At 35.8% G+C, this 19352-nt stretch carries 30 protein-coding genes and 1 tRNA gene; 6 read left to right on the top strand and 25 right to left on the bottom strand.

Features of this window, described 5'->3' with window-relative positions; translation table 11 throughout:
• Position 1: 1 nt before the first annotated feature.
• The 25 genes from GQ596_RS00915 to GQ596_RS00795 all read right to left on the bottom strand — a co-directional run bounded on the left by GQ596_RS00915 (position 2) and on the right by GQ596_RS00795 (position 15723).
• A complete protein-coding gene (locus GQ596_RS00915; protein ID WP_160399816.1) occupies positions 2-1135 on the bottom strand; it encodes a DUF2213 domain-containing protein in 1134 nt (377 codons plus the stop codon).
• Between the two features lie 62 nt (positions 1136-1197).
• On the bottom strand, positions 1198-2037 hold the full coding sequence (locus GQ596_RS00910; protein ID WP_160399815.1) for a phage minor head protein: 840 nt from the start codon (positions 2035-2037) through the stop codon (positions 1198-1200).
• Complete coding sequence (locus GQ596_RS00905) at positions 1994-3262, bottom strand: DUF1073 domain-containing protein (RefSeq protein ID WP_160399814.1); 1269 nt, start codon at positions 3260-3262, stop codon at positions 1994-1996. Before GQ596_RS00905 ends, GQ596_RS00910 begins: the two co-directional genes overlap by 44 nt.
• On the bottom strand, positions 3259-4686 hold the full coding sequence (gene terL, locus GQ596_RS00900) for a phage terminase large subunit (RefSeq protein ID WP_160399813.1): 1428 nt from the start codon (positions 4684-4686) through the stop codon (positions 3259-3261). Before terL ends, GQ596_RS00905 begins: the two co-directional genes overlap by 4 nt.
• Positions 4631-5146: a hypothetical protein gene (locus GQ596_RS00895; RefSeq protein WP_160399812.1), complete on the bottom strand. Its 516-nt coding sequence runs from the start codon at positions 5144-5146 to the stop codon at positions 4631-4633. Before GQ596_RS00895 ends, terL begins: the two co-directional genes overlap by 56 nt.
• 19 nt (positions 5147-5165) lie before the next feature.
• A complete protein-coding gene (locus GQ596_RS00890) occupies positions 5166-5810 on the bottom strand; it encodes a methyltransferase domain-containing protein (protein ID WP_160399811.1) in 645 nt (214 codons plus the stop codon).
• Positions 5797-6867 (bottom strand): DNA cytosine methyltransferase, encoded by a 1071-nt coding sequence (locus tag GQ596_RS00885; protein ID WP_160399810.1) that lies wholly within the window; start codon positions 6865-6867, stop codon positions 5797-5799. Before GQ596_RS00885 ends, GQ596_RS00890 begins: the two co-directional genes overlap by 14 nt.
• Entirely contained in the window at positions 6860-7354 is a 495-nt protein-coding gene (locus GQ596_RS00880) for a ParB/Srx family N-terminal domain-containing protein (protein ID WP_160399809.1), read from the bottom strand. The genes GQ596_RS00885 and GQ596_RS00880 overlap by 8 nt, the downstream gene beginning before the upstream one ends.
• A gap of 407 nt (positions 7355-7761) precedes the next feature.
• The gene (locus GQ596_RS00875) at positions 7762-8235 is read right to left on the bottom strand and encodes a hypothetical protein (protein WP_160399808.1); all 474 of its coding nucleotides are present in this window, start codon (positions 8233-8235) and stop codon (positions 7762-7764) included.
• Positions 8228-8608, bottom strand: coding sequence for a DUF5675 family protein (locus GQ596_RS00870; RefSeq protein ID WP_160399807.1), 381 nt, complete (start codon positions 8606-8608; stop codon positions 8228-8230). The genes GQ596_RS00875 and GQ596_RS00870 overlap by 8 nt, the downstream gene beginning before the upstream one ends.
• Complete coding sequence (locus GQ596_RS00865) at positions 8608-8904, bottom strand: hypothetical protein (RefSeq protein ID WP_065569028.1); 297 nt, start codon at positions 8902-8904, stop codon at positions 8608-8610. Before GQ596_RS00865 ends, GQ596_RS00870 begins: the two co-directional genes overlap by 1 nt.
• A 174-nt stretch (positions 8905-9078) precedes the next feature.
• Positions 9079-9156: transfer RNA gene (locus GQ596_RS00860), tRNA-Met, on the bottom strand.
• A 205-nt stretch (positions 9157-9361) separates the two neighbouring features.
• Positions 9362-10294, bottom strand: a complete 933-nt coding sequence (locus tag GQ596_RS00855; RefSeq protein ID WP_160399806.1) for a hypothetical protein — start codon at positions 10292-10294, stop codon at positions 9362-9364.
• Positions 10287-10610, bottom strand: a complete 324-nt coding sequence (locus GQ596_RS00850; RefSeq protein ID WP_160399805.1) for a DUF1870 family protein — start codon at positions 10608-10610, stop codon at positions 10287-10289. The genes GQ596_RS00855 and GQ596_RS00850 overlap by 8 nt, the downstream gene beginning before the upstream one ends.
• Positions 10603-11016 carry a hypothetical protein gene (locus GQ596_RS00845; RefSeq protein WP_160399804.1) on the bottom strand — a complete coding sequence of 138 codons (414 nt, stop codon included), beginning with the start codon at positions 11014-11016 and terminating at the stop codon, positions 10603-10605. The genes GQ596_RS00850 and GQ596_RS00845 overlap by 8 nt, the downstream gene beginning before the upstream one ends.
• Before the next feature lie 110 nt (positions 11017-11126).
• Complete coding sequence (locus GQ596_RS00840; protein WP_160399803.1) at positions 11127-11732, bottom strand: hypothetical protein; 606 nt, start codon at positions 11730-11732, stop codon at positions 11127-11129.
• A 9-nt stretch (positions 11733-11741) separates the two neighbouring features.
• Positions 11742-12086, bottom strand: a complete 345-nt coding sequence (locus GQ596_RS00835; RefSeq protein WP_160399802.1) for a DUF1064 domain-containing protein — start codon at positions 12084-12086, stop codon at positions 11742-11744.
• A complete protein-coding gene (locus tag GQ596_RS00830; RefSeq protein ID WP_160399801.1) occupies positions 12083-12370 on the bottom strand; it encodes a DUF1364 domain-containing protein in 288 nt (95 codons plus the stop codon). Before GQ596_RS00830 ends, GQ596_RS00835 begins: the two co-directional genes overlap by 4 nt.
• A 60-nt stretch (positions 12371-12430) precedes the next feature.
• A complete protein-coding gene (locus GQ596_RS00825) occupies positions 12431-12826 on the bottom strand; it encodes a recombination protein NinB (protein ID WP_160399800.1) in 396 nt (131 codons plus the stop codon).
• Positions 12827-12829: 3 nt separating this feature from the next.
• Positions 12830-13072: a DUF3310 domain-containing protein gene (locus tag GQ596_RS00820; RefSeq protein WP_160399799.1), complete on the bottom strand. Its 243-nt coding sequence runs from the start codon at positions 13070-13072 to the stop codon at positions 12830-12832.
• An 8-nt stretch (positions 13073-13080) separates the two neighbouring features.
• Positions 13081-13431, bottom strand: a complete 351-nt coding sequence (locus GQ596_RS00815) for a hypothetical protein (RefSeq protein ID WP_160399798.1) — start codon at positions 13429-13431, stop codon at positions 13081-13083.
• 2 nt (positions 13432-13433) lie between these two features.
• Entirely contained in the window at positions 13434-13595 is a 162-nt protein-coding gene (locus GQ596_RS00810; protein WP_160399797.1) for a DUF1187 family protein, read from the bottom strand.
• Between the two features lie 477 nt (positions 13596-14072).
• Entirely contained in the window at positions 14073-14753 is a 681-nt protein-coding gene (locus GQ596_RS00805; protein ID WP_160399796.1) for a replication protein P, read from the bottom strand.
• The gene (locus tag GQ596_RS00800) at positions 14753-15487 is read right to left on the bottom strand and encodes a replication protein (protein WP_160399795.1); all 735 of its coding nucleotides are present in this window, start codon (positions 15485-15487) and stop codon (positions 14753-14755) included. Before GQ596_RS00800 ends, GQ596_RS00805 begins: the two co-directional genes overlap by 1 nt.
• Positions 15488-15492: 5 nt before the next feature.
• On the bottom strand, positions 15493-15723 hold the full coding sequence (locus GQ596_RS00795) for a Cro/CI family transcriptional regulator (protein WP_160399794.1): 231 nt from the start codon (positions 15721-15723) through the stop codon (positions 15493-15495).
• A 115-nt stretch (positions 15724-15838) separates the two neighbouring features.
• Between GQ596_RS00795 and GQ596_RS00790 the strand changes: the two genes are divergently transcribed.
• The 6 genes from GQ596_RS00790 to GQ596_RS00765 all read left to right on the top strand — a co-directional run bounded on the left by GQ596_RS00790 (position 15839) and on the right by GQ596_RS00765 (position 19284).
• Positions 15839-16528 (top strand): S24 family peptidase, encoded by a 690-nt coding sequence (locus GQ596_RS00790; RefSeq protein WP_160399793.1) that lies wholly within the window; start codon positions 15839-15841, stop codon positions 16526-16528.
• Positions 16529-16615: 87 nt separating this feature from the next.
• Entirely contained in the window at positions 16616-17074 is a 459-nt protein-coding gene (locus tag GQ596_RS00785) for a hypothetical protein (RefSeq protein WP_160399792.1), read from the top strand.
• A complete protein-coding gene (locus GQ596_RS00780; protein WP_160399791.1) occupies positions 17071-18117 on the top strand; it encodes a serine/threonine-protein kinase in 1047 nt (348 codons plus the stop codon). The genes GQ596_RS00785 and GQ596_RS00780 overlap by 4 nt, the downstream gene beginning before the upstream one ends.
• 2 nt (positions 18118-18119) lie before the next feature.
• A complete protein-coding gene (locus GQ596_RS00775) occupies positions 18120-18281 on the top strand; it encodes a hypothetical protein (RefSeq protein WP_160399790.1) in 162 nt (53 codons plus the stop codon).
• 462 nt (positions 18282-18743) lie between these two features.
• Positions 18744-19013, top strand: a complete 270-nt coding sequence (locus GQ596_RS00770; RefSeq protein ID WP_160399789.1) for a hypothetical protein — start codon at positions 18744-18746, stop codon at positions 19011-19013.
• Positions 19014-19032: 19 nt separating this feature from the next.
• On the top strand, positions 19033-19284 hold the full coding sequence (locus GQ596_RS00765; protein ID WP_160399788.1) for a hypothetical protein: 252 nt from the start codon (positions 19033-19035) through the stop codon (positions 19282-19284).
• Positions 19285-19352: the final 68 nt, after the last annotated feature.

Below are 19352 nucleotides of genomic sequence, written 5' to 3'. Positions count from 1 at the left end.
ATTATTTACCTCCTAATCGCGCACTGGCTGATTTTGCTGGTGCTTCTTTGCTGTCATTAAGCAAACTTGAAACAACCTTGTTTTTCTTAGTGCTTGTAGCTACTAGACCAGCATAAGCTGCTCTGATTTCTGCGTCTGTTAATTTTGATGCTTGGCCCTTTGTGTAAATCCCATGATCGACTAACACGCCAACTCGAACATCACGCCCACTTTTAGCATCATTTAGCTTAACTTTCGGGAATCGTGCTTTCGCATCATTCATCACGCTGTCCTTGTCTTTTTCTGCTTCAAGTTCTTCAACGCGCGCTTTATATTCATCACGCTCTTTCTTAACCTGTTCAAGCTCTGCCGTTAAAGCCGTAATTCTGGCGTCCTTGTCGTCTTCGCCTGCTGTTGGTTCTTCATCGTTCAAAGCTTCAAGTTTTGCTTTTAGCTCATCGATTTGTTTTTGAAGTTCATCAGCCTTGGCTTTTGATTCTTCATCTTCTTTACCTTGAACTTCTTCAAGCTGTTGCATGAGTTCATCAATTTTTTTACTGATTTCATCAGCAGATAAGTCGGAGTCTGTTAACAACTTCTTGATAGCGTCAACAAGCGACTTTCTTTTTGCTTTAAATTTCATTAATGTTGCTCCTATTTTTGGTTTACTATCGTTTAATCTACAATCTGAGCCAGCGCGACCTTCGGCAACGATAGCAACATGATTGACTTTGATATTTTTGTGATAAAACTTTCCGTTTTCTTCTTGAATATCCGCAGGCTCGTAGCCGACAGATAACTCGCGAATATCTTTGTTTTTGAGTAATTCAATTGCTGACGCATCTTGAATATATGCATCGCATACGATGTAATTACCCTCAACCCTTGGGGTTTGAACATGACCCACTGTTTTATTTTTCCAGTCGCTAGCATCAACCGATTTTCTGTCGGGATGTGTGATTGTGATCGGCATGCCGTCAATTGATTTGAGCGTGTCAGCTTTACTAAGCTCCTCAATTGTGCGGTTAACATCAATAAGCCTATTTGCTCTGCTGTCAGTTAATCCAATTTCATGCCCGTAGTACTGCAATACAGTTCCTTTTGTAATTTTGGCGGTTGTTTTTAAGTAGCCCTGCGGTGTTATTTCCCAAGCCATAAAGCCCTCTTTTAGACGTAAATAATCCTACTCAGTTAAGAGCATTAAGTTAGTAATTTTGATTAGAATTTAATGTAAGGAATAGCTAAGCATCGGCATTGATAATCTTCCCCACATTTACCGATATATCCGCCAATTGATTTGCGCTTTTTCCACGTTTTACCCTGATCATCTGAATAGACAGTGGGATCAGAATATTTGCACAGCATGTTATTTAAAACTAAATGCGATTCACGCTCTCGTGCGTCACCAGTGCCTTTCCATTTGTAGACATCAAAACCTAGCTTCTTATTGCGCTCTTCTTCAAAATCAGCGTTAATCTTGGCTGTTTGGTCTCTTGCAATGAGTTTTGCACGAGAATAAGAGACATTACCTCTAGCACGAATTTCATTAATTAGCTCGCCGTGCCTAAAACCCTTTTTGTAGTTTGTGAAAACGTTTGAACCGATATCATTGATAAAGTCATTTTTGATTGATGTTATAAGCTCTACATTTTGTTGAATAGCTACTGCTAACGTATCGCCCAAAATTTCTTTTTCGATAATGCTTGAGAGGTCAACATCAAAAGCATTTTTAAAGTTTCGAGTAAATTGTGTCTTGTTCTGATAGTGGACCTTAGTCACGAATCGAGTAGCCAGTAATTTAGCTCTTTCCTCAATGCGCTCGCCAGCAATTGACGCTAGCACTTCAATTAACGAGTTAATGTAATCATCATCACTAATAGCAACAGCATCAACCAAGTTTTTTTTGCTCAGCGCATCAGTAATTCGGTTTATCATCGCTCGGATAAAATCAGCTAACGCATCACGATAATAAACCTCAGCTCTTTTACTTGGCGTTGTTGGTGGTAAAAACCTATCACGCCCCTGTAGCGAATTCTTCAGCAGAGAATAAATCTCCATCTTTCAAATCCTCCTCAGTCGTATTGATTAGGAGTTTACGCGCGATTAGCTCAGTTTGAGCCACTTTATCTGATATAACATTTGCTGTTACTAACCCAGATATTGCAGAAGCAAACTGACTAAACCTTGTTGCCTCTTTATCCTCGTTGATAACCTTGATAGAAGGGTATTCAAACGTTAGTCCGTGGTTAGGCATCATCTTATCGAGAATGAATTTATCGATAAATTCTTGAGCTGGTCGCAATCTGCTTTCTTGTAATGCGTTGATTGTGCCGTGATATGATTCTAAATCTTCTTCACCAGTTGAAAATCCGCTCGCAGATAGTCCAAATAACACAGTAATCGGTCTATCTAGCGCACCTGCTGTAACAGTAATGAGTTTTGTTAAAACCTCAGATAATCCGCCGTATGTTGCTGTTTTTTGCTCCCAACGCCCTTGAGCTTCACTATTTCCCGCATCAAGCGCAATAGCATTCATAGATGATTTTGTATGATTAATTAGATTGATGAACTTTCTAATATCATCTTCTTTGCCTTGTGCCACTTTTGCTATCAAATCAGGAATAAACAATACATCAACATTACTATCTTGAATAATATCGCCGATACATGTAATTGTTGTGTCAAATAAGCGGATAGCATTGTATTTGTTTTGCAAGTCCGATATGCCGAATTGGTTTCTATCTGTCAGTTTTGATTTACCAAGTTTCAATCTGTGACAGCGCGAATGATGGACCTTATCATTCTTCCCGATTGTGTAGTAAATTGGTTTACCGAAATTCGCAGACTTTAAATCATCATCAATATTACTATCTGGATTAAACTCGCCTTTAGTTAACACGATGAAACGCTGAATATCTTCGACATCTGATAGCGGTTGTGACAAATCATCAGCATCAGTAATAGCGACAATTAACGCATCACCTAGTAGTGAGCTAAACGCCAAAAATTTTTCTTTTATCTCGTTTAGCTTCAATCGATTTTCCTTTTCAATAACAAGCTTTAGCAGATTTTCATCATAATCACCGCTAAACACTCTTGGCAGTTTAAGCATATCATCTGCTGTTTTATCGATGTATTTGCCTGTCAGCCACGAACTGCTATACATGTTTAACAATTGCCTGTCAGATATTTTCTTATTCGAATATCTCACTGAATCGTTTTTATTGCCTAGTGATGTGTACAGGCTTTCTAATGAATCCGTAAGATAGTTAATTTTTGTCATAAAACATCCCAGATACTAGTAATAGATTTCCCAAAAATAATATTCAAACCATCTGACGTAGTGTCCACTTGGTCGTCATGTGCGCCGTTGGGGAATTGTGCATGTTCAACAATAAAATCATTTAACCACTCCGCTTTTTCCGGTAAATAAACCCTACCACTTTCGATGAAAGGTGCTACATCGTTGGCGCGTGTAATTTTGTCAATGTTACGTTGAACAGCTTTGATCGGTATAACGTGGTCAACTGATTTAGATAGCGTTTGAATCAGTGTTGTTCCGCTGACTTTATCTTCCACATTCATAGACCGAATATTGAAAATAGGAATGTGCTTATGCCAGAAAGCTTTAGCCATTTTGATTAAGTCGGGCGACTCCCATTTACCACGCAAGATGTCAATTAGATATGCGTTACCGTCTTCACCCTGCCCCCAGAGTGCAAATACCGAATAATCGTTTTGCTCTTTCGTTTTTTGGGCTGTATCAACCGTAATAACGGCAAATTTAAGCTTGGGTAATACACGATATGACTTGAACCATTCGGTTTTAAATATGCCACCGTCGGTAATAAATGGATTTTGTTGATATAACGCTTCAAAATTAGCAGGTGGCATTATTTTTTTACGTTCAAGTAAAAACTCAAGGCTCTTATGCTCTGGGAATAATGCCTCTCCTGCTTTACGATGTTTTTCATCATGAACCGCAATAGCTGGATAGCTCAACACCTTAACAGTAGGGTCCGCATCAATTAAACGTCCGATAGGGTCATCAACATGCCACCTAGTCAATATTGCCAACAACCCAGCTTCTTCACTAAATCGCGTAAAAAAATCATCAGTAAACCAATCCCACGTCGCATCACGAATTGCCAAGCTATTAGCATCCTGCCTGCCTCTGATTGGGTCATCGATAATACCCAGATCTAACGACTCACCAGTAATAGACCCTCTAACAGTTGTATTTCTGAAATAACCCTCATGATCAATATATTCGATTATTTCTCTGTTTCTTAACCGCTGAGCTGATATTGTTACAGCGTTCTTACTCGATATTTTAGTGTTTGGAAAAACTCTGCTATAAATATCACTATCATAAACGCGCTGTAATCGTAGATTAGCCCTTATCCCAAGGCGTTCAGAAAAAGATGTGTAGATAGTTCTGTATTCTGGCAATTTACCAGCTAACCAAGATATAAAATCAATGATCTGAACTGATTTACCGTGTTGTGGGGGGGCTTGTATAACAAGCTTTGGACGCTTACCGGACATTAAATCATTATAAAACTGCTGTAATCTATCTGCTATTTCTTGTTGCCACCAGCCTTGCTTTAAATTTGTGTTGATAAGCGTCCTATATTCCCAAAATGAACTTCTAGCGCGCCTTATTTTTTGTTCTAGCAGTAGCTCGGCTAACCTCTGGTTTTTCAATTCCATATTTTGCCAGCTCCGCTTCTAATTCTTCGTCAGTTAAATCTTTTACTTGCTTTGGTGACATACTGCCATCTGATGACTGGTGATCGATTTCTTGTTTATCTCGCCATTTATGCGGTTGTCGATTTTTAAGCCAGAAAATTTGAGCAGTTGTATCGGGTGGAATTAATTTTTTAATCACTCGTTTAGATTTATTTTTCCCATCGGTTTTTAACTCAACTTCTTCATATTCAATACCAATGGCTCTTTTATATAATGATTCAACTACCTCAACATCTGCAATCTCCTTACCCTTTTTTATGGACTCAAGAAACTGTGGATGCTTAGTTTTCCATGTGTTAATGGTTTGCTCTGAAACATTAAAAAAATCCGCTAATTGTTTATCTGTATAACCCAACAAGCACAGCTTTCTAGCCTGTTCAGCGTATTCTTCTCTGTAGTTTGTTGGTCTTGCCATATTCTGTCCTGATAATTTATCATTTTTCGAAAATAAACCCTGCGAACTCACCAATCTGCAACCACTTAGTGAATTTATTCACATCACTTTTCTCTATTGGTCTTTGAACACCCGATATACTTAACTCTTTTTCAATAATTTCTTTGTGAGTGCAACCTGACAGGATTTTGTTTGATAGAGTTAATCGACTAATTACGGTACCTAGATAGCCGTTAAATGATTGTAGTTTATCAACAATGATAATCACGCCACCTTTGTTGCATTTTTCAATCAATGAATTTATAAACCGCTCTCTATTACAAACTTTCATAAACATAATCGAAAGAAAGCAAACAGCAACATCAAAACAAGGTAAAGAATAGTTCTCCATGTCATCTATAACTAACTCACCATAACCTTTAAATGCGTTAGCCATTTCCTTTGAGTTATCAATTGATATAGCTTTCGCATTTCTACTTTTTAGTACAGATTCTGACTCTTTTGTAATATTCCCAGTTGAACAACCAAAATCAATTAACACCCCGTCGTGAGGCAAATAAGCTCTTATTAAATGCTCAACCATTTTTGTAGCTAAAGGATACCAAGGGAGTTGTTCGGTTACATGCGAGTCAAAATTATCAACAACATTTTTATTTTTAAAAGACCAGTTTTCAGGTATTTCCATACTTTAAAATCTCTCGATAAATATTTTCCGCAACAGCTTTCATCATTAAAGGTGGCACCATTCTTCCAAGTCGTTCAACCTGCTGTTGATATGATCCTGTAAGGATATAATCATCAGGAACCGACATGATTCGCTTAATTTCTGACACAGTAAACGCTCTGTTATCCCAGTGGTAGGATTCTCTTGCGCCTATTTTTCCTGTTGTCGCCTTTATGCAGGGAGAGACGTCATCTGGTGACGCTTTAGCTAATGTAAATGCTTTATGATGTGATTTGCCAATGGGGGTTGCTTTCAGTAGCTCATAAACTTTGTATCTTGTTAAATCTGTTTCTAATCTATCTTTGTTAGTGAAAATTAATCCTTCAAACGCATCTTTTAAATTAACAATATAATTAAAAGGTGTTGGATGAGTTTTGTTTTTCATTGATTCTCGCCAGATATCATTTCTAACGCCAACAAAAATAACTCTATTGCGAGACTGAGGCACACCAAGAAATTTTGCGTTAAGGATTTTACAGCTAACTTGATAGCCTGATAATTTTAATTCCCTTAAAATTTCGTTCAAATATCCCTTGGCAACCCCTTTAGCTAAACCAGATACATTTTCCGCAACAAAAACTTTAGGCATCACATCTCTCAATATCCTTATGTATTCAAAAAACAAATCTTCCACATTTGCTTGTGTAGAATCAGAATATTTTTTTACCTTACCCCAGCCTTTATCTCTACTCCCTGCGGTTGAAAACGCAGAGCAAGGCGGTGAACCGTCCAATACATCTAGTTCAAATTTTTTCTTACCGATTTTGTTTAAAATGTCGCTTCCCGTTAGATCTCTTATATCACATTTGAATATATGAGTGGTTGGCCAGTTGCTGGCGTACGTATTTTGAGCCTCTGGGATAAATTCATTAACAGCCAAAACCTTGCCACCAGCCATTCTATAACCAGTTGAACTCCCCCCGCCTCCGGCAAACAAACTAACTACTTCGAACTTGTGATTATTATTTTCAGTTTGTAATTTTAGTTCAGCTACAGATGGTATTTTATAATTAGTCATACTCAAAACCACACCTTGGACACTTATGAGTTAAGTTTGTTTCATCGCACTCAGAAAACGAGTCTGGATAATCAATTTCTGTTTTTGAATTCATATTATTTAGCTCGCTATCACTGAATCCAAGCAGGCTAATATCGAAATCGCTCAGTGTTAATTCAGCAATCTCAGCTTGCAAAATATCAAAATCCCATCCAGCATTAAGAGCTAACTGGTTATCAGCGATTAAGTAAGCCTTTTTTTGCACATCAGTTAAGCCACTCAAAACAACACAAGGGGCTTCATCAAGATTAAGTTTTTCTGCTGCATCTAGACGTCCATGTCCAGCAATTATAATATCGTTTTCATCGATTAAAATCGGATTTGTCCAACCAAACTCTATAATACTATTAATTATTTGCTGAATCTGATCGTCTGAATGCGTTCTTGAATTTTTGATATGTTTTTTTAAGTCACTAACTTTTTTATAAGTAATTTTTAATGAATTCATTTGGATTTCGCTAATTTGATTAAATATGCAGTTATTTTTTATAAGTGCCCAGGATTTTTTATACTTTATGCGGTAAAAGTGAATAGTTATTTATTATTGAAAAGCTATTAATGATGAGTATCTAAGTTAGTGGTTTTAAGGGGAGTTGGCTCACGGTCGGCAAACTTAGAAGCCAGACCCCCTTTGAGTAAAGAAATTAAACATGATACAGATAGAAATGTAACAAATTGTTTAATAACACTAATAGAATAACTCACACACAAAATACCGTCAAGTTTCATTCACCACCAATCTCTCTTATCGCCCTTTTATCAGCATTGCACTTCTCAATAACATTTAGCAAATGCTCGTTATATTTGATGCTATCGCCGAAAGTCATTGATTTAGGTGGTAAGTTTGGTAGACAATCACTGAGTAAATTTGCTGGTATCGGTCGATTGACGTAAATCTTTCGCTCTGTTGTACAAGCTGTTAGAAACAGGCACAGGCACAAACTGACTAGCACAGCCATTATTTTTGAGTTGCTCATTGATTTGCTCCTGCCTTTCGATAGATTTATTTTCTAACTCATGTTTGCTTTGTTCGTTATCAGCTATGATTTGGTTGTTTTTAGCGATATCCTGGTTCAACTGTTCGATTTTTCCGAACAGTTCAGCTTTATCTTTTTGTAGCCGCCTTTTTTCTTGATAATTGCTGCAACCGAAATGTATAGCTGAGATAAACCCAACAATGACTAATACTATGCCTGCGATGTTTAATTTTGGCATACCGCCTACCTCATACGAAAAAGCACATAAAACAACAAGAAAAACAAAAAAATCAATCCAATCAAACAAAAATAATCTAATTGTTTTTAAACCATAGCATTTTAATTTATTCATAAGCTTCTATAATTTCCAACTTAAATGACTGACCATTAAGTTCACTCATTAGCAAATTTAATGCCTTTTTGCTTTCAAATAACTGTGTATCGTTATTGCTCATGCCGACTAAAATACAGCCCTGTGTATCTTTGGTCCAATTACCTGCATGAATTAAAATATGTGAACGATTGGGAACGTCTTTAACTTGATATACTCGACCAAACTTTGGTGAGTTAACAATATCGCATTGATATATAGCGACTGGAATACATGAAATCTGACGCTGATTATCTTTCCACAGTAGCTCTAATGTTGATAAAATCGTACCCGACGGTAGTTGTAGTTTACCAAACGTACCATGCTCACTTGTTTTTAATCTTGTTAGTTTCATTAATTCCCTCCTGTTTTATCTTTGAATCTATCAGCAATATTCTTTATCATTTCAGCACCTAGCCAACTTGCAATGCTTATAGCGCAATATTTTTCTTCATCTATCCAGTGCCTACTTGTAGCTATCCAAGCCATTAGCTGCCCTGCATATAATGCGACTATCACTTGACAAATGACTACTTTTAGCGTGAATGATTTACCGCTTAAAATATCAAACGCTATTTTTGCAATAGAGCCGACAACAGCAGCTATTAACTGGTATAGCCAATCATAATTATTAGGATCTTTGATTGGCATAATTAATTCTTCTTGTTAGTTAATGAGGTGACAGCGTACTAGCTAAATGTTAGTTATGTGTGTGTCTAGCTTTGCTGTCGATTCTGTAGATGCCCCCAAACGTATCAAATCTCAGCATTAAGCAGAATTACTGCTACTTGACCAAAATAAGTAGAGGTACAAGGGGGACTGTTATGGTGGGTCTAGCTGGACTCGAACCAAGCTACCTTTCAATTATGAGTTGACCGCTCATACCGTATGAGCTTTAGACCCTTGAAAATGATTGACCTAAACGTGATATACAAGGTTTAGGCACGGTTACGGTTCAACGACATTAATGTCGCCGACATGCATGAAATTTGGACACAAAAAAACCCAACTTAAAGTCGGGCTTTTATTTAAAAACAGTTTGGATACAAAAATTCCAGTCTGGATACTTTATACCACTGTACTCTTAAGAAATCAAGCTTTAAATGAGTTATTTTTTTATTTTATGGATTACCGCTGGAATATCATCACTAATATTAACAAGCGCAGGGGCCACCCAGTTGAGTTTATAGTCGGATCGCCCCTTACCTACCCAGTACCCATGCCAGTGCGCTCGTCGAATATGTGGTCTTGGCATGTTTCTACCAATATCATGATCAACTACATGCGATTTTTTTTGTTTTTCAGATAATCGTATGGCGGCTCCTATCCTTTGCCCTACATCCCAAATCTGCGTAGTGTCACGAACATCAACCCTATAGCCAAGCTTTGTTTTTCTTGCAACTGGATTTTTTGGAGTCCCATTTATTTCTTGTTGCTGAGTGCAAATAAAAATAATCAGCGAAACAATTTTATTTAACTCAGACACTAATACAGTGAATTTCTCATGCTCTCGATACTTTTGTAAAACATCATATAGCATTTCACTAACATTATCTTTAGCAAAGCTTAGCGTGCAAATTTCGCATTTATTATTTCCATAATCACCAACAATAATTAAATATTCTGGAATTTCATTTCCCAATATATAAACAAAAAAGCCTTTTATTTCTCTTTCATATAATGTTAGGTTTGGAGATTCAATATAAATACTCCATTCAGGAGATTTTAGTAAAATATCTTTTGGTATTTTGTCATTCTGCTCTGTGTCAATAACTGCATTAAATGAATCTTGATCAAAACGGTAAATGCCTTTTGTAATTCCCCAAGTAGCTATTGCCATATCTGCGAATACTTCATGATATCTATCCTCGCTCAATCCCGATGATTTTGATAATAATATATCAACTATTTCAGTTTCACTCAAAAATTGCCAGCTTTCGAACTTGTTATTGGCTCTAGCTTCTAACATTGATTCAATGCAACCGCGATATTTTTTCGTTATTAATTTAAAATGCTTGAGTGCAGAATGTTCTTTAATCACAACCAACTCCTGTGTTAACAATATGATCAATAACTCCCTTAGCAAACAGCTCAGCTTTAACAGATTCTATTAATCTAGAATATAAAATGTTATCAGTTGTAGCATCTACATAACTGTTGTTGCTTAACATAGCTAATATTCCTTGACGTTCTTCTATTAAAAGATTCATCATTTTAACTACATCATCCGGAATACTTCTTGTCCCCTGCTCCCATCTTTGCCATGTGCGAACATGACAATTACCAATGAATTGAGCAGCCTCTGTCACATCCAAAAAGAACAGGCGCCTAAGCGCCTTTAATTCAGTATTAGTCATGAACTCTCCTTAACTCATTTGATAAAGAGTTAGCGTCCATACCATTAAAATCTTGAGTTAAATAATTTTTATTAACATAAGAATCAAATAACTCTTGAGCGTGATCACTGATTTCTTTAGTAAAAAATTCCTCAACCAATTCTTCCGCATCCCATGAATCTACCTCGCTGTCTTTTGAAACAGCTTCCACAAATTCATCATATTGATCTTCATCTTTATATACAACTAAAGATGAACTTACGGCACCAGCATCAAAAGTATTTGATGTTTGAAGACTAAAACAATAGTGTTTATCTTTGAAATAAAAAGACATACTAACTTGAATCATCCCCAGTTGTGGGCAATCAGAATTTTCATTCAAGTCTTGAATTTCGATATTGATATTTTGAATATTTAATGTAGTCATTTTAAAATCCCTCTTCTTTAGGTTTCGATTCGAACCAGTTCCGAATCTATGTAAGTATTATAGGTCGCATTTGCGACCAAGTCAACTATTATTTTTATCTTTTTGTGCTATTAAATAATTCTGTCTTTAACCATCTCTAACTCAAATCCCGACTGAACTTTTAAAGATGCAAAATAACCCCGCAAGTAGTCCTCACCTCTTTTTTTAAGCTTGTCTACCGCATTCCAGTTTGTATTAAGTTTTCTTGCAATATCTTGTACTGACTGAGGTTTAACTATATAGATGTTGTCAACTCTAATACCTTTAGACAGTTGTTTACACGGCACGCTATGAATACCACTTGCCTGCTTCTTCCATTCATTTCTTACATACCCCTCCGTTACTATATAATCCGTAATTACCTGTTTTTCACCGAAATAGGATAATATAAGAGTGTCATAAATATCTTTTGATTGCTGACCACTTAAAACCAAAATAGACAAAAAAGCTTGATTAATTACTTGAGCATCACTGTCGGAGCAGATTTCTCTCATTTTTTTTGGTTGAGAGTTATAATAAGATGGCGTATTTTGCTTTAAATATAGATTTTTTCTAGACCAGTTGCCGAACCGAGTGCAAACCTCGGTAATATCATAATCCGCTTTAAATCTCACGCTTTTAATTTGCTTGATAATTTTTTCTGGCTCATCATCAACGTATACATATTCTGCTAGCATTTGTTATCCTTAAAATTCTTCGACTTCCCAACCGCCACCTAGTTTTTTAGCTTTCTTTTTTATCGCTAAAAACTTAAATGGATACATATCGGCAGCTACTTTTATTTTTACTCTTGCATCATCCATCCAAAAACCCTTTACTTCGTGTAATTCAATTAATCCATCTTTATTCATTACAACGAAATCAGGCGTGTATGTTGTGTTATTTGCTAATTTGAATTTTAAGCCCTCAAATTTAAACCAGATTATTTCGTTAGCTTGTTCAAGTGTTTTCAGATACTGATAATACTCGGTTTCAGTTTTATTCATCTGCCCAGATTTCAATCTACCGAGCGCAAACGTTGCAGGTCTCATAATTTAATCTTCCCTTCTTTGATTAGTATGTCCTGAGTTCTGATTACTCCCTCAGCGTGCGCTAATCTAACGAATTCATACTCATGATTTCTTGTCCTGCGGTCGATTTCGTCATGACAAGCCGAGCAAGCCCATGCCCCTTGTAAGTCGTTTGGTTTCATACCTACTCCGCACGTTCCTGCCAGTCTATAATGTGCTAGCACCGTAGTTTCTGGATTATGATTACAGCATGGTAGTCGAACCGTGCACTCTCGCCCTCTTGCTTCTTTAGTTAGCCTGCTCATCGTTAACCTTGTTTAAATTATGCTGATTAATGTATTCTCTGCGTTGTTCTCTAACTATTGCTATTGCTCGCTCCAATTAACGCCTTTCTCGGCTCCAAATGCATATGCTAGCTCCAACAAATTACTTAATTCTTTTTTACTCATTCTTCTTGTTGATTGACCTAAAACAATAAAGCCTGTCCCATCCAAATTGGGGACCGTTTTTTGTCCTTTTAGTGTTGCTGTAAAAACGTGCTTCCATTCTTCTGGAGTTAGCGTTAATCCGTGCCAATTAACTTGTTTCGATATATCCGTTAATGTTGCCCACATGCGGGCGTTTTGCTCTAAAGTTCTAGTCATCTCTTGAATACAAACTACTAATGGATTTTTACTGTCTGTAGGCAATGAGCGAATAAAATTAATTAAATTGTTTTTTACTGTTTCGCTAACTAGTTTAAATATTTTCTTATTTGCCATTACTTAGTTACTCTCCAAATCAATGCACATATGTTTTTTATTTTCAAAAATCTTCTCGTACTCGTTTGCTTTTGCGATATCTTGCTCTAACGCATCTTTTTTACCCGCTCTAATTCGATATTTCAGAATGTTACCTAGGCAAAACCCTCTGAACTGCTCTACAGTCATGCTTCGTGCTATGATGTCGATAGATTCGATACCCTCGATTATTTGATAATGCTTTGGATTTTTTACGTTGTCGTTCATCACTTATCTCACTCATAAAATTTTTTAATTCTTTGTTGTTTTTGCTTTTCCATCTCTTTTAAAACAGGGTTTAAAACTAAATTATCAAATCGATACTGAGTGCGAATTGATGGTCTAAACTGTTCTTTATCGCTTAGATATGCTCCATTTTTTGCCTTGAGTGTGTACGAACCGTATGGGTAATTAGCAATCCAAACTTGATAACTATCACCGTTGTGTTGAAGTGTTACATAATATCGATTCGATTCTACAATCTCAAAATCATCAAGAATTTCATTGAGTTTTCTGTCCCAGTCTTTATTAAATTTATTTAAATGACTTACAAAAAATCGCTTTAAAAAGTACATCGCATATCTCATCCCTAAACCCTCACACACTCAAAATTATCAAGCTGAACTGGCTCTTTACCGTTTGATAGCTTTTTAATGCATTGTTCGACTGTTAATTCTTCATCGGTAAAATGAGTCCAGCTCGTCGGTGATTGCCATTTTTTTATGATTGTTGCTGTTATTTTGTAAGCCATTTTTAATACCTCCATTTGCCAAATCTAAATACTGTCATCATCAACCAATATGCAGTCTTGCTCGTTCCATTGGTTGCAATTAGTTTGCAGCCGTTCTTTTATGCAAACGCCTTTATGACATCTTCTGTTGATTTTTCGCTCATCAAAAGAAATTGCGAGACCCCCGTCGTAAAAGTTATCGCATGTAACGCATGATTTAGTTTCGAGGTTTGAAAAACATTTAGCTTCATGATTATCAATGCCTTTTTTTGTTTTTCTGAGAACTTTATTACAGTGCTCACACTCATACATTTTTAATAATCTAGCCATTTCTGTATCAACTCCCTCAATTTTGCCTTATCTTCTTCTGAATATTTTTTAACTCGCTCTGCTAACTGCTGTTTAATCTTTGCCGTATTCGTTCCACGCTCTATTATCGCTCTCACATAGTCGTATGCTATTTTGTCGAGCATGTGATTGAGTCCGAGCGGGCAGTGGTTAACTCGACGTGACATGACCAAAACCAAATTTTTGTTTTATTTCGTAAAGCTTTGATAATTGCCCCTCACGAGATAACGGTTTTCCTTGAACTGTTTTAGGTAGCGCCTTGTTCGGTGTTGGTATTACCCAACCTATCATTATTCTTTTTGCCATTTCGGCAATCATTTTTTCTGCTCTGATTAATAATTTTTCTTTTCCCAAATTTTCATCCAGCATTAATCGGTGGAGATCGTTTATTAACCAGTAATTAGCATCGCTTCCGTAATCGTAATTGCAAAAATCATCAAAACCCTTGTATTTACCAAATTCAATAACGGCTTTAGTCAAACCTTCTGCGGTTGGTAATCCGTATTGTTCAGCCAACCCTTTTTCACACCATCCGATAAATTGCCCTACCGATGGCATAAACGGGTTATTTTGCTGTCTGGCTATACGCATACCTGCATTAATCATTGCTGGATTGATGCCATTTTCAACAAAACCGATTATCCATTGGCGTTTAATTGCATTCTCATCGTTATGATTTAGAGTATGGAACATCGCAGGGCATGCGGCTCTCAGTTGACTAAATAATTTATTTACAACCTCAGCGACTTGTTCCTGCTGCTGTTGCTTTTTTGAGTTGTCAACGGCATTAACGATGTTGATTTGCGGAACTAATTCAGCAATATTTTTCATCAGAACATTTCTCCATCAAGGTTGTTTATCCAAGACGTGTCGCTTGAATGATTGCTAACAGCAGTGTTATTCTTGATAGGAAACAGACCCTGCCAACCATTCATAATCGATTGGTTAATTATCAATTCAGGATTTGCTTGTGCCTCCAGCATTTGAGATTGTTTTACCCACGATTGTGGTTGTAGTTTTTTACCTAACGAATTTCTGTAATCAATCCAGTTTTTCCAAACGTCAACACTCACGTTTTTTGGTTTGGCAGTCATAGGGTCAAAATCATTGTTCCTTTTTTTTGTAATATTGTTTTTTATAGTGTCTTTTGTAGAGTGACATTTTTTGTTACTGGTGGCGGGTACATTTTTTGTCACTGGTTCTATGCATTTTTTGCTACCAGTAGCATTTTTTGTCACTGGTTCTGACGTTTCCAACACTAGTGAATATTCAGTAATCTCACCATTATTTTTAATTGCATTGATCAAACCTAAATTTGTTAATTCAGATAGAGCGACATAAATAGTGCGCTTGTCTTTTATCCCTAAATATTGCATAAATTGAGATATACTGATTTTATCGCTCGCTTTGCCCCACCCCGTGGTTTTGCGAGTAATCAGTAAATAACAACGTAACGCATTAGCTGACATATCAGCCATTAATTCATCAATAACAGCGTTGGGAACTTGAAATGAGTTAGATATAAAAATGTTTTTGCATTGGCTTTGTGTGCTTTCATTGTTCAATGTGCTCATGAGCGACCTCTAATTACTGACCAGTTGACATCTGGACGGAGTTCTTCGCACGTTACCTGTCCATCTGTTAAAAACTCTATGTCTGGACAACGCTCAGCAGGAACAGCAACATACTGCCATCTAGAAACAGCCCAAGACGTTATACCAAAATGCTTAGCTAACCTTGATATTCCACCTCGCCCCTTTTCATTTCCCAAAATTTTAAATGCTCTTTGAATTGGTAACATTCAACCTCCAAACAACTTTAAGTAGTATTTTTATTAAAATGATACTACTTTAAATAGTGTTGCGCAAATTTTTTTTAACATTAAAATCTACTAAAAGTAGTAAAAGGAAAGAAACATGAACGAGACTATAAATAATAAATTCAAAGACAGACTGCATTCAGTAATGATCGAAAAAGGCTTGGGAATGGGTGACGTGAGCAAAGGGACAGGCATAAACTACGAAATGATTCGCAGATATGCGCAGGGTACTGCTATACCGAGAAACTCTAATTTAGATAAGATTTCTAAATTTTTGAACGTTGATAAAAGTTGGTTGCTTTTTGGTAATGGAGATAGCAACGTAAAAGAAACTATCACAAATAAAAATGAAAACTCATTCTACATTGAAGTATTAGATATTACTGCTAGTGCAGGTTCTGGTTATCTAAATTCGGATGTGATGGAAGTGATTAAATTAGTGGAATATGATTCAGAGCAAGCAAAGACATTATTTAAAGGGGTTAATGCAAATAATTTAAAAGTTATCAATGTGAGCGGGGATAGTATGCAAGGAACCTTTGAAAGTGGTGATGCTATATATGTTGATGTGTCAAAGCGAGCGTTTGAGGGTGATGGTATTTATGTGTTCACATTTGGACGTAATCTATATGTCAAAAGATTACAGATAATCAAAAATATTATTAGAGTAAAATCCGACAATAAACTGTACGACTCGTGGGAAATACATGAAGATGAGTTTGATCAGCTATACATACACGGCAAGGTAATGTTAAGTCAATCAATGCTATTAAGAAAACACGGCTAACCGCTTCGGCGGTTTTGAGAGTGAAATATAGGTAAGTGGGATAAGTGGATAAGGTAAATTTAATATTAATAATAAGAGGAAGATACAATGAGGATATTAGGAGTCCGAGTTTCACCAAAAATGTCATCTTTTGTTGTTTACTGCACGGAATCAAAAAAACTGCATTGTACTGATGTTATTAAGGTTCCGGCAACATTAGATATGCCAGAAAAACTAAAATATATCCGTAATAATATATTAGATATTTTGAGACTTTATAAGGTAGATATTGCTGCTATAAGAGTGGCAGAAGCAAACTCCCAAAATTTAAATATTAATAGATTATATATTGAGGCCGTTATACAAGAAGCATTTTCTAGCAGTGAAGTAGAAAAATATTATACAATCAGAAAAACTGGAATTAAGTCTGCATTAAATCTCAATGAGGATAAATATAAATCAATTTTAAATTCCAAAGAAAGAATACACAGTATAGATAACGCGTCCTTCTCACCAGAAACTAATGAGGCATTACTAGCAGCACTTGCATCGGAGTTTAAATCATGATCATTCCATATAAAAAAGCTGATATAACATTTTCTGAAATTAGAGAGATGAAGGAACAAGGCTGTTTTTCCCGAGTTTATTTAGCATATGATGAAAATCTAGCACATGAGCTTATAATTAAAGAGATAAAAAAAGAAAAAGAAAAAAGTAGAGATGAGTTTTTTTCAGAAGCAAGGCTTTTATATAAATATGCTCATCCGAATATTGTTCAAGTTCAATATGCCGCTGAAGATAACGATAATATATACATTGCAATGCCGTTTTATCATAACGGTACAATTAACCAATTATTAGAAAAAAAGAACCTAACTCCTAGAGAATTGATTAGGTATGGCATACAATTTATCGGTGGGCTTCATCATATACACACGCAAAAACTAATGCATTTTGATATTAAGCCTAATAATATTATGTTATCAAATCGAAATGAAGCTATGTTATCAGATTTTGGTTTAGCGAAATTAGTAAACAATTCCTTGAAAGCTATTCCGGATCTAGCATATACATTTCATATACCACCAGAATATTTTACTAGTGCAAAAGAAGGTTTTAACTATACTTATGATATATATCAAACAGGATTAACATTATATAGAATGGCAGTTGGATGTGTAAGATTTAAGAAAGAACAAGATGTGTTTAAAACAAATGATCAATTGAAAGACTCAATAATATCTGGAGAATTTCCTCAAAAAAAATATCCTAGTCATATACCTAAAAAATTAAGAAATATAATTGATAAATGTTTAGAATTAGAACCTAATAATCGGTATCAAGCAGCTCTTGATATTTTGAACGACCTTTCAGCTATACAAGAAATTGATGGCGCATTAGATTGGAGAGAAGTAGAAAATGACAAGGACAATATATATGAATGGCATAAAGATACCAAAGATGCTAAGCTACAATTAACTTATAACATAGATAATAAAAAAAGTATTTGTTACAGAATTGATTCTGCTGGGACTAAAAGGAAATATAGCAAGGCATGCAATGATAATTGTACAGAAAGTAAATTATATTCAATACTAAAGGAGTGTTGATTGTGAAAAAGCGAGATTTAGCATGTAATTCACATCCTCGCAGAAGGGAATCGGCGATAGCTTTGCCTTATACAGAAAAAGATAATTTGACAGAATCTGAAAAAAAAGAAAGGTTAAATAAATTCTGTTCATCTCCATTGAAAGATAAATATTTTAAATTATAAATACTAATTAACCCTAACCCGCCCAGTGCGGGTTTTTTCACGCCTAAAATCCCCACAACTTTAAAACACCTTATTGATTAAAAAATAAGCAAACGAATAACAATAAACCAATTAAAAAACATAAGCATACTACTTTAAGTAGCGTTTCATTAAAAATAAATACTACTTTTAGTTGCATTTTTAAACTACTTACAGTAGTATACACACATCAAAACAAATCAACTTAACCAAAAAGTTGAAGCTCTTTAAAAATTAGAAAAGTCGGGACAACTTATAAAGTGTTATTCAAGTAGACAGTGTGAAAGCGAAGCTCATCTTAGAACGAAATGCCTAGCTCCCTCTAAGCTGATGAACGGATAGCACGGAGTAAGGGAGCGCAACACCTGCTGGGGTATGTACCAGTTTCAAATCAAAGCGCATTCATAGAGTGCGCTTGAGTTTGAAATAAAGGGAGATTCTAACATGACAGAACAAGACAAAATAAGAAAGCTACAACAACGGGCTTCTTTTAATGTCTCTAACTTTATTTGGGACGAAGAGGATCGACTATATGGCAAAATCGACTTTGATGAGTTAACAGCTTTATTACTTAGAATGATGAATGTTGATGAGATCGACGGAGAAGAAATCCATGAATTCGTGTGTAGATTAACTCACAAACAAGCATTTATAGAAGCAAAGAAAAAAATTGAAAATAACGAGCAAATGCTTATTGACCAAGCCTGCAATTAACAGGCTTTAAGGATAAATTATGAACCGCAAACTTGAAATTGAAGATTATGTAAAAAAAGAATTAACAATCGAACCACCTAAACCATGCGATTTTAAAGTTGGCGACATTGTTATCTATACGAACAACTTTGGCGTCAAATTTGAATGTAAAGTAATCGGTTTCTCAGTGTGTGAATTGTTCAAATACGGAAAATTTATTCATCTAGACAATGAAGCACATACTACAGCTTATTGGTGTCCGCATCATCCTGATGACTTAACTCACAAATAAAAGATTTTGACAGCTCGGAAACGAGTGCTATTCCACTTGCCCTCTTTTGAGGGCTTTTTTACAGAATT

The organism is Gilliamella sp. Pra-s60 (assembly GCF_009795755.1).
In the GTDB taxonomy this organism is placed as follows: domain Bacteria; phylum Pseudomonadota; class Gammaproteobacteria; order Enterobacterales; family Orbaceae; genus Gilliamella.
The sequence above is the reverse complement of the archived record's forward strand: the minus strand, read 5'-3'. Positions and strand labels throughout refer to the sequence as shown.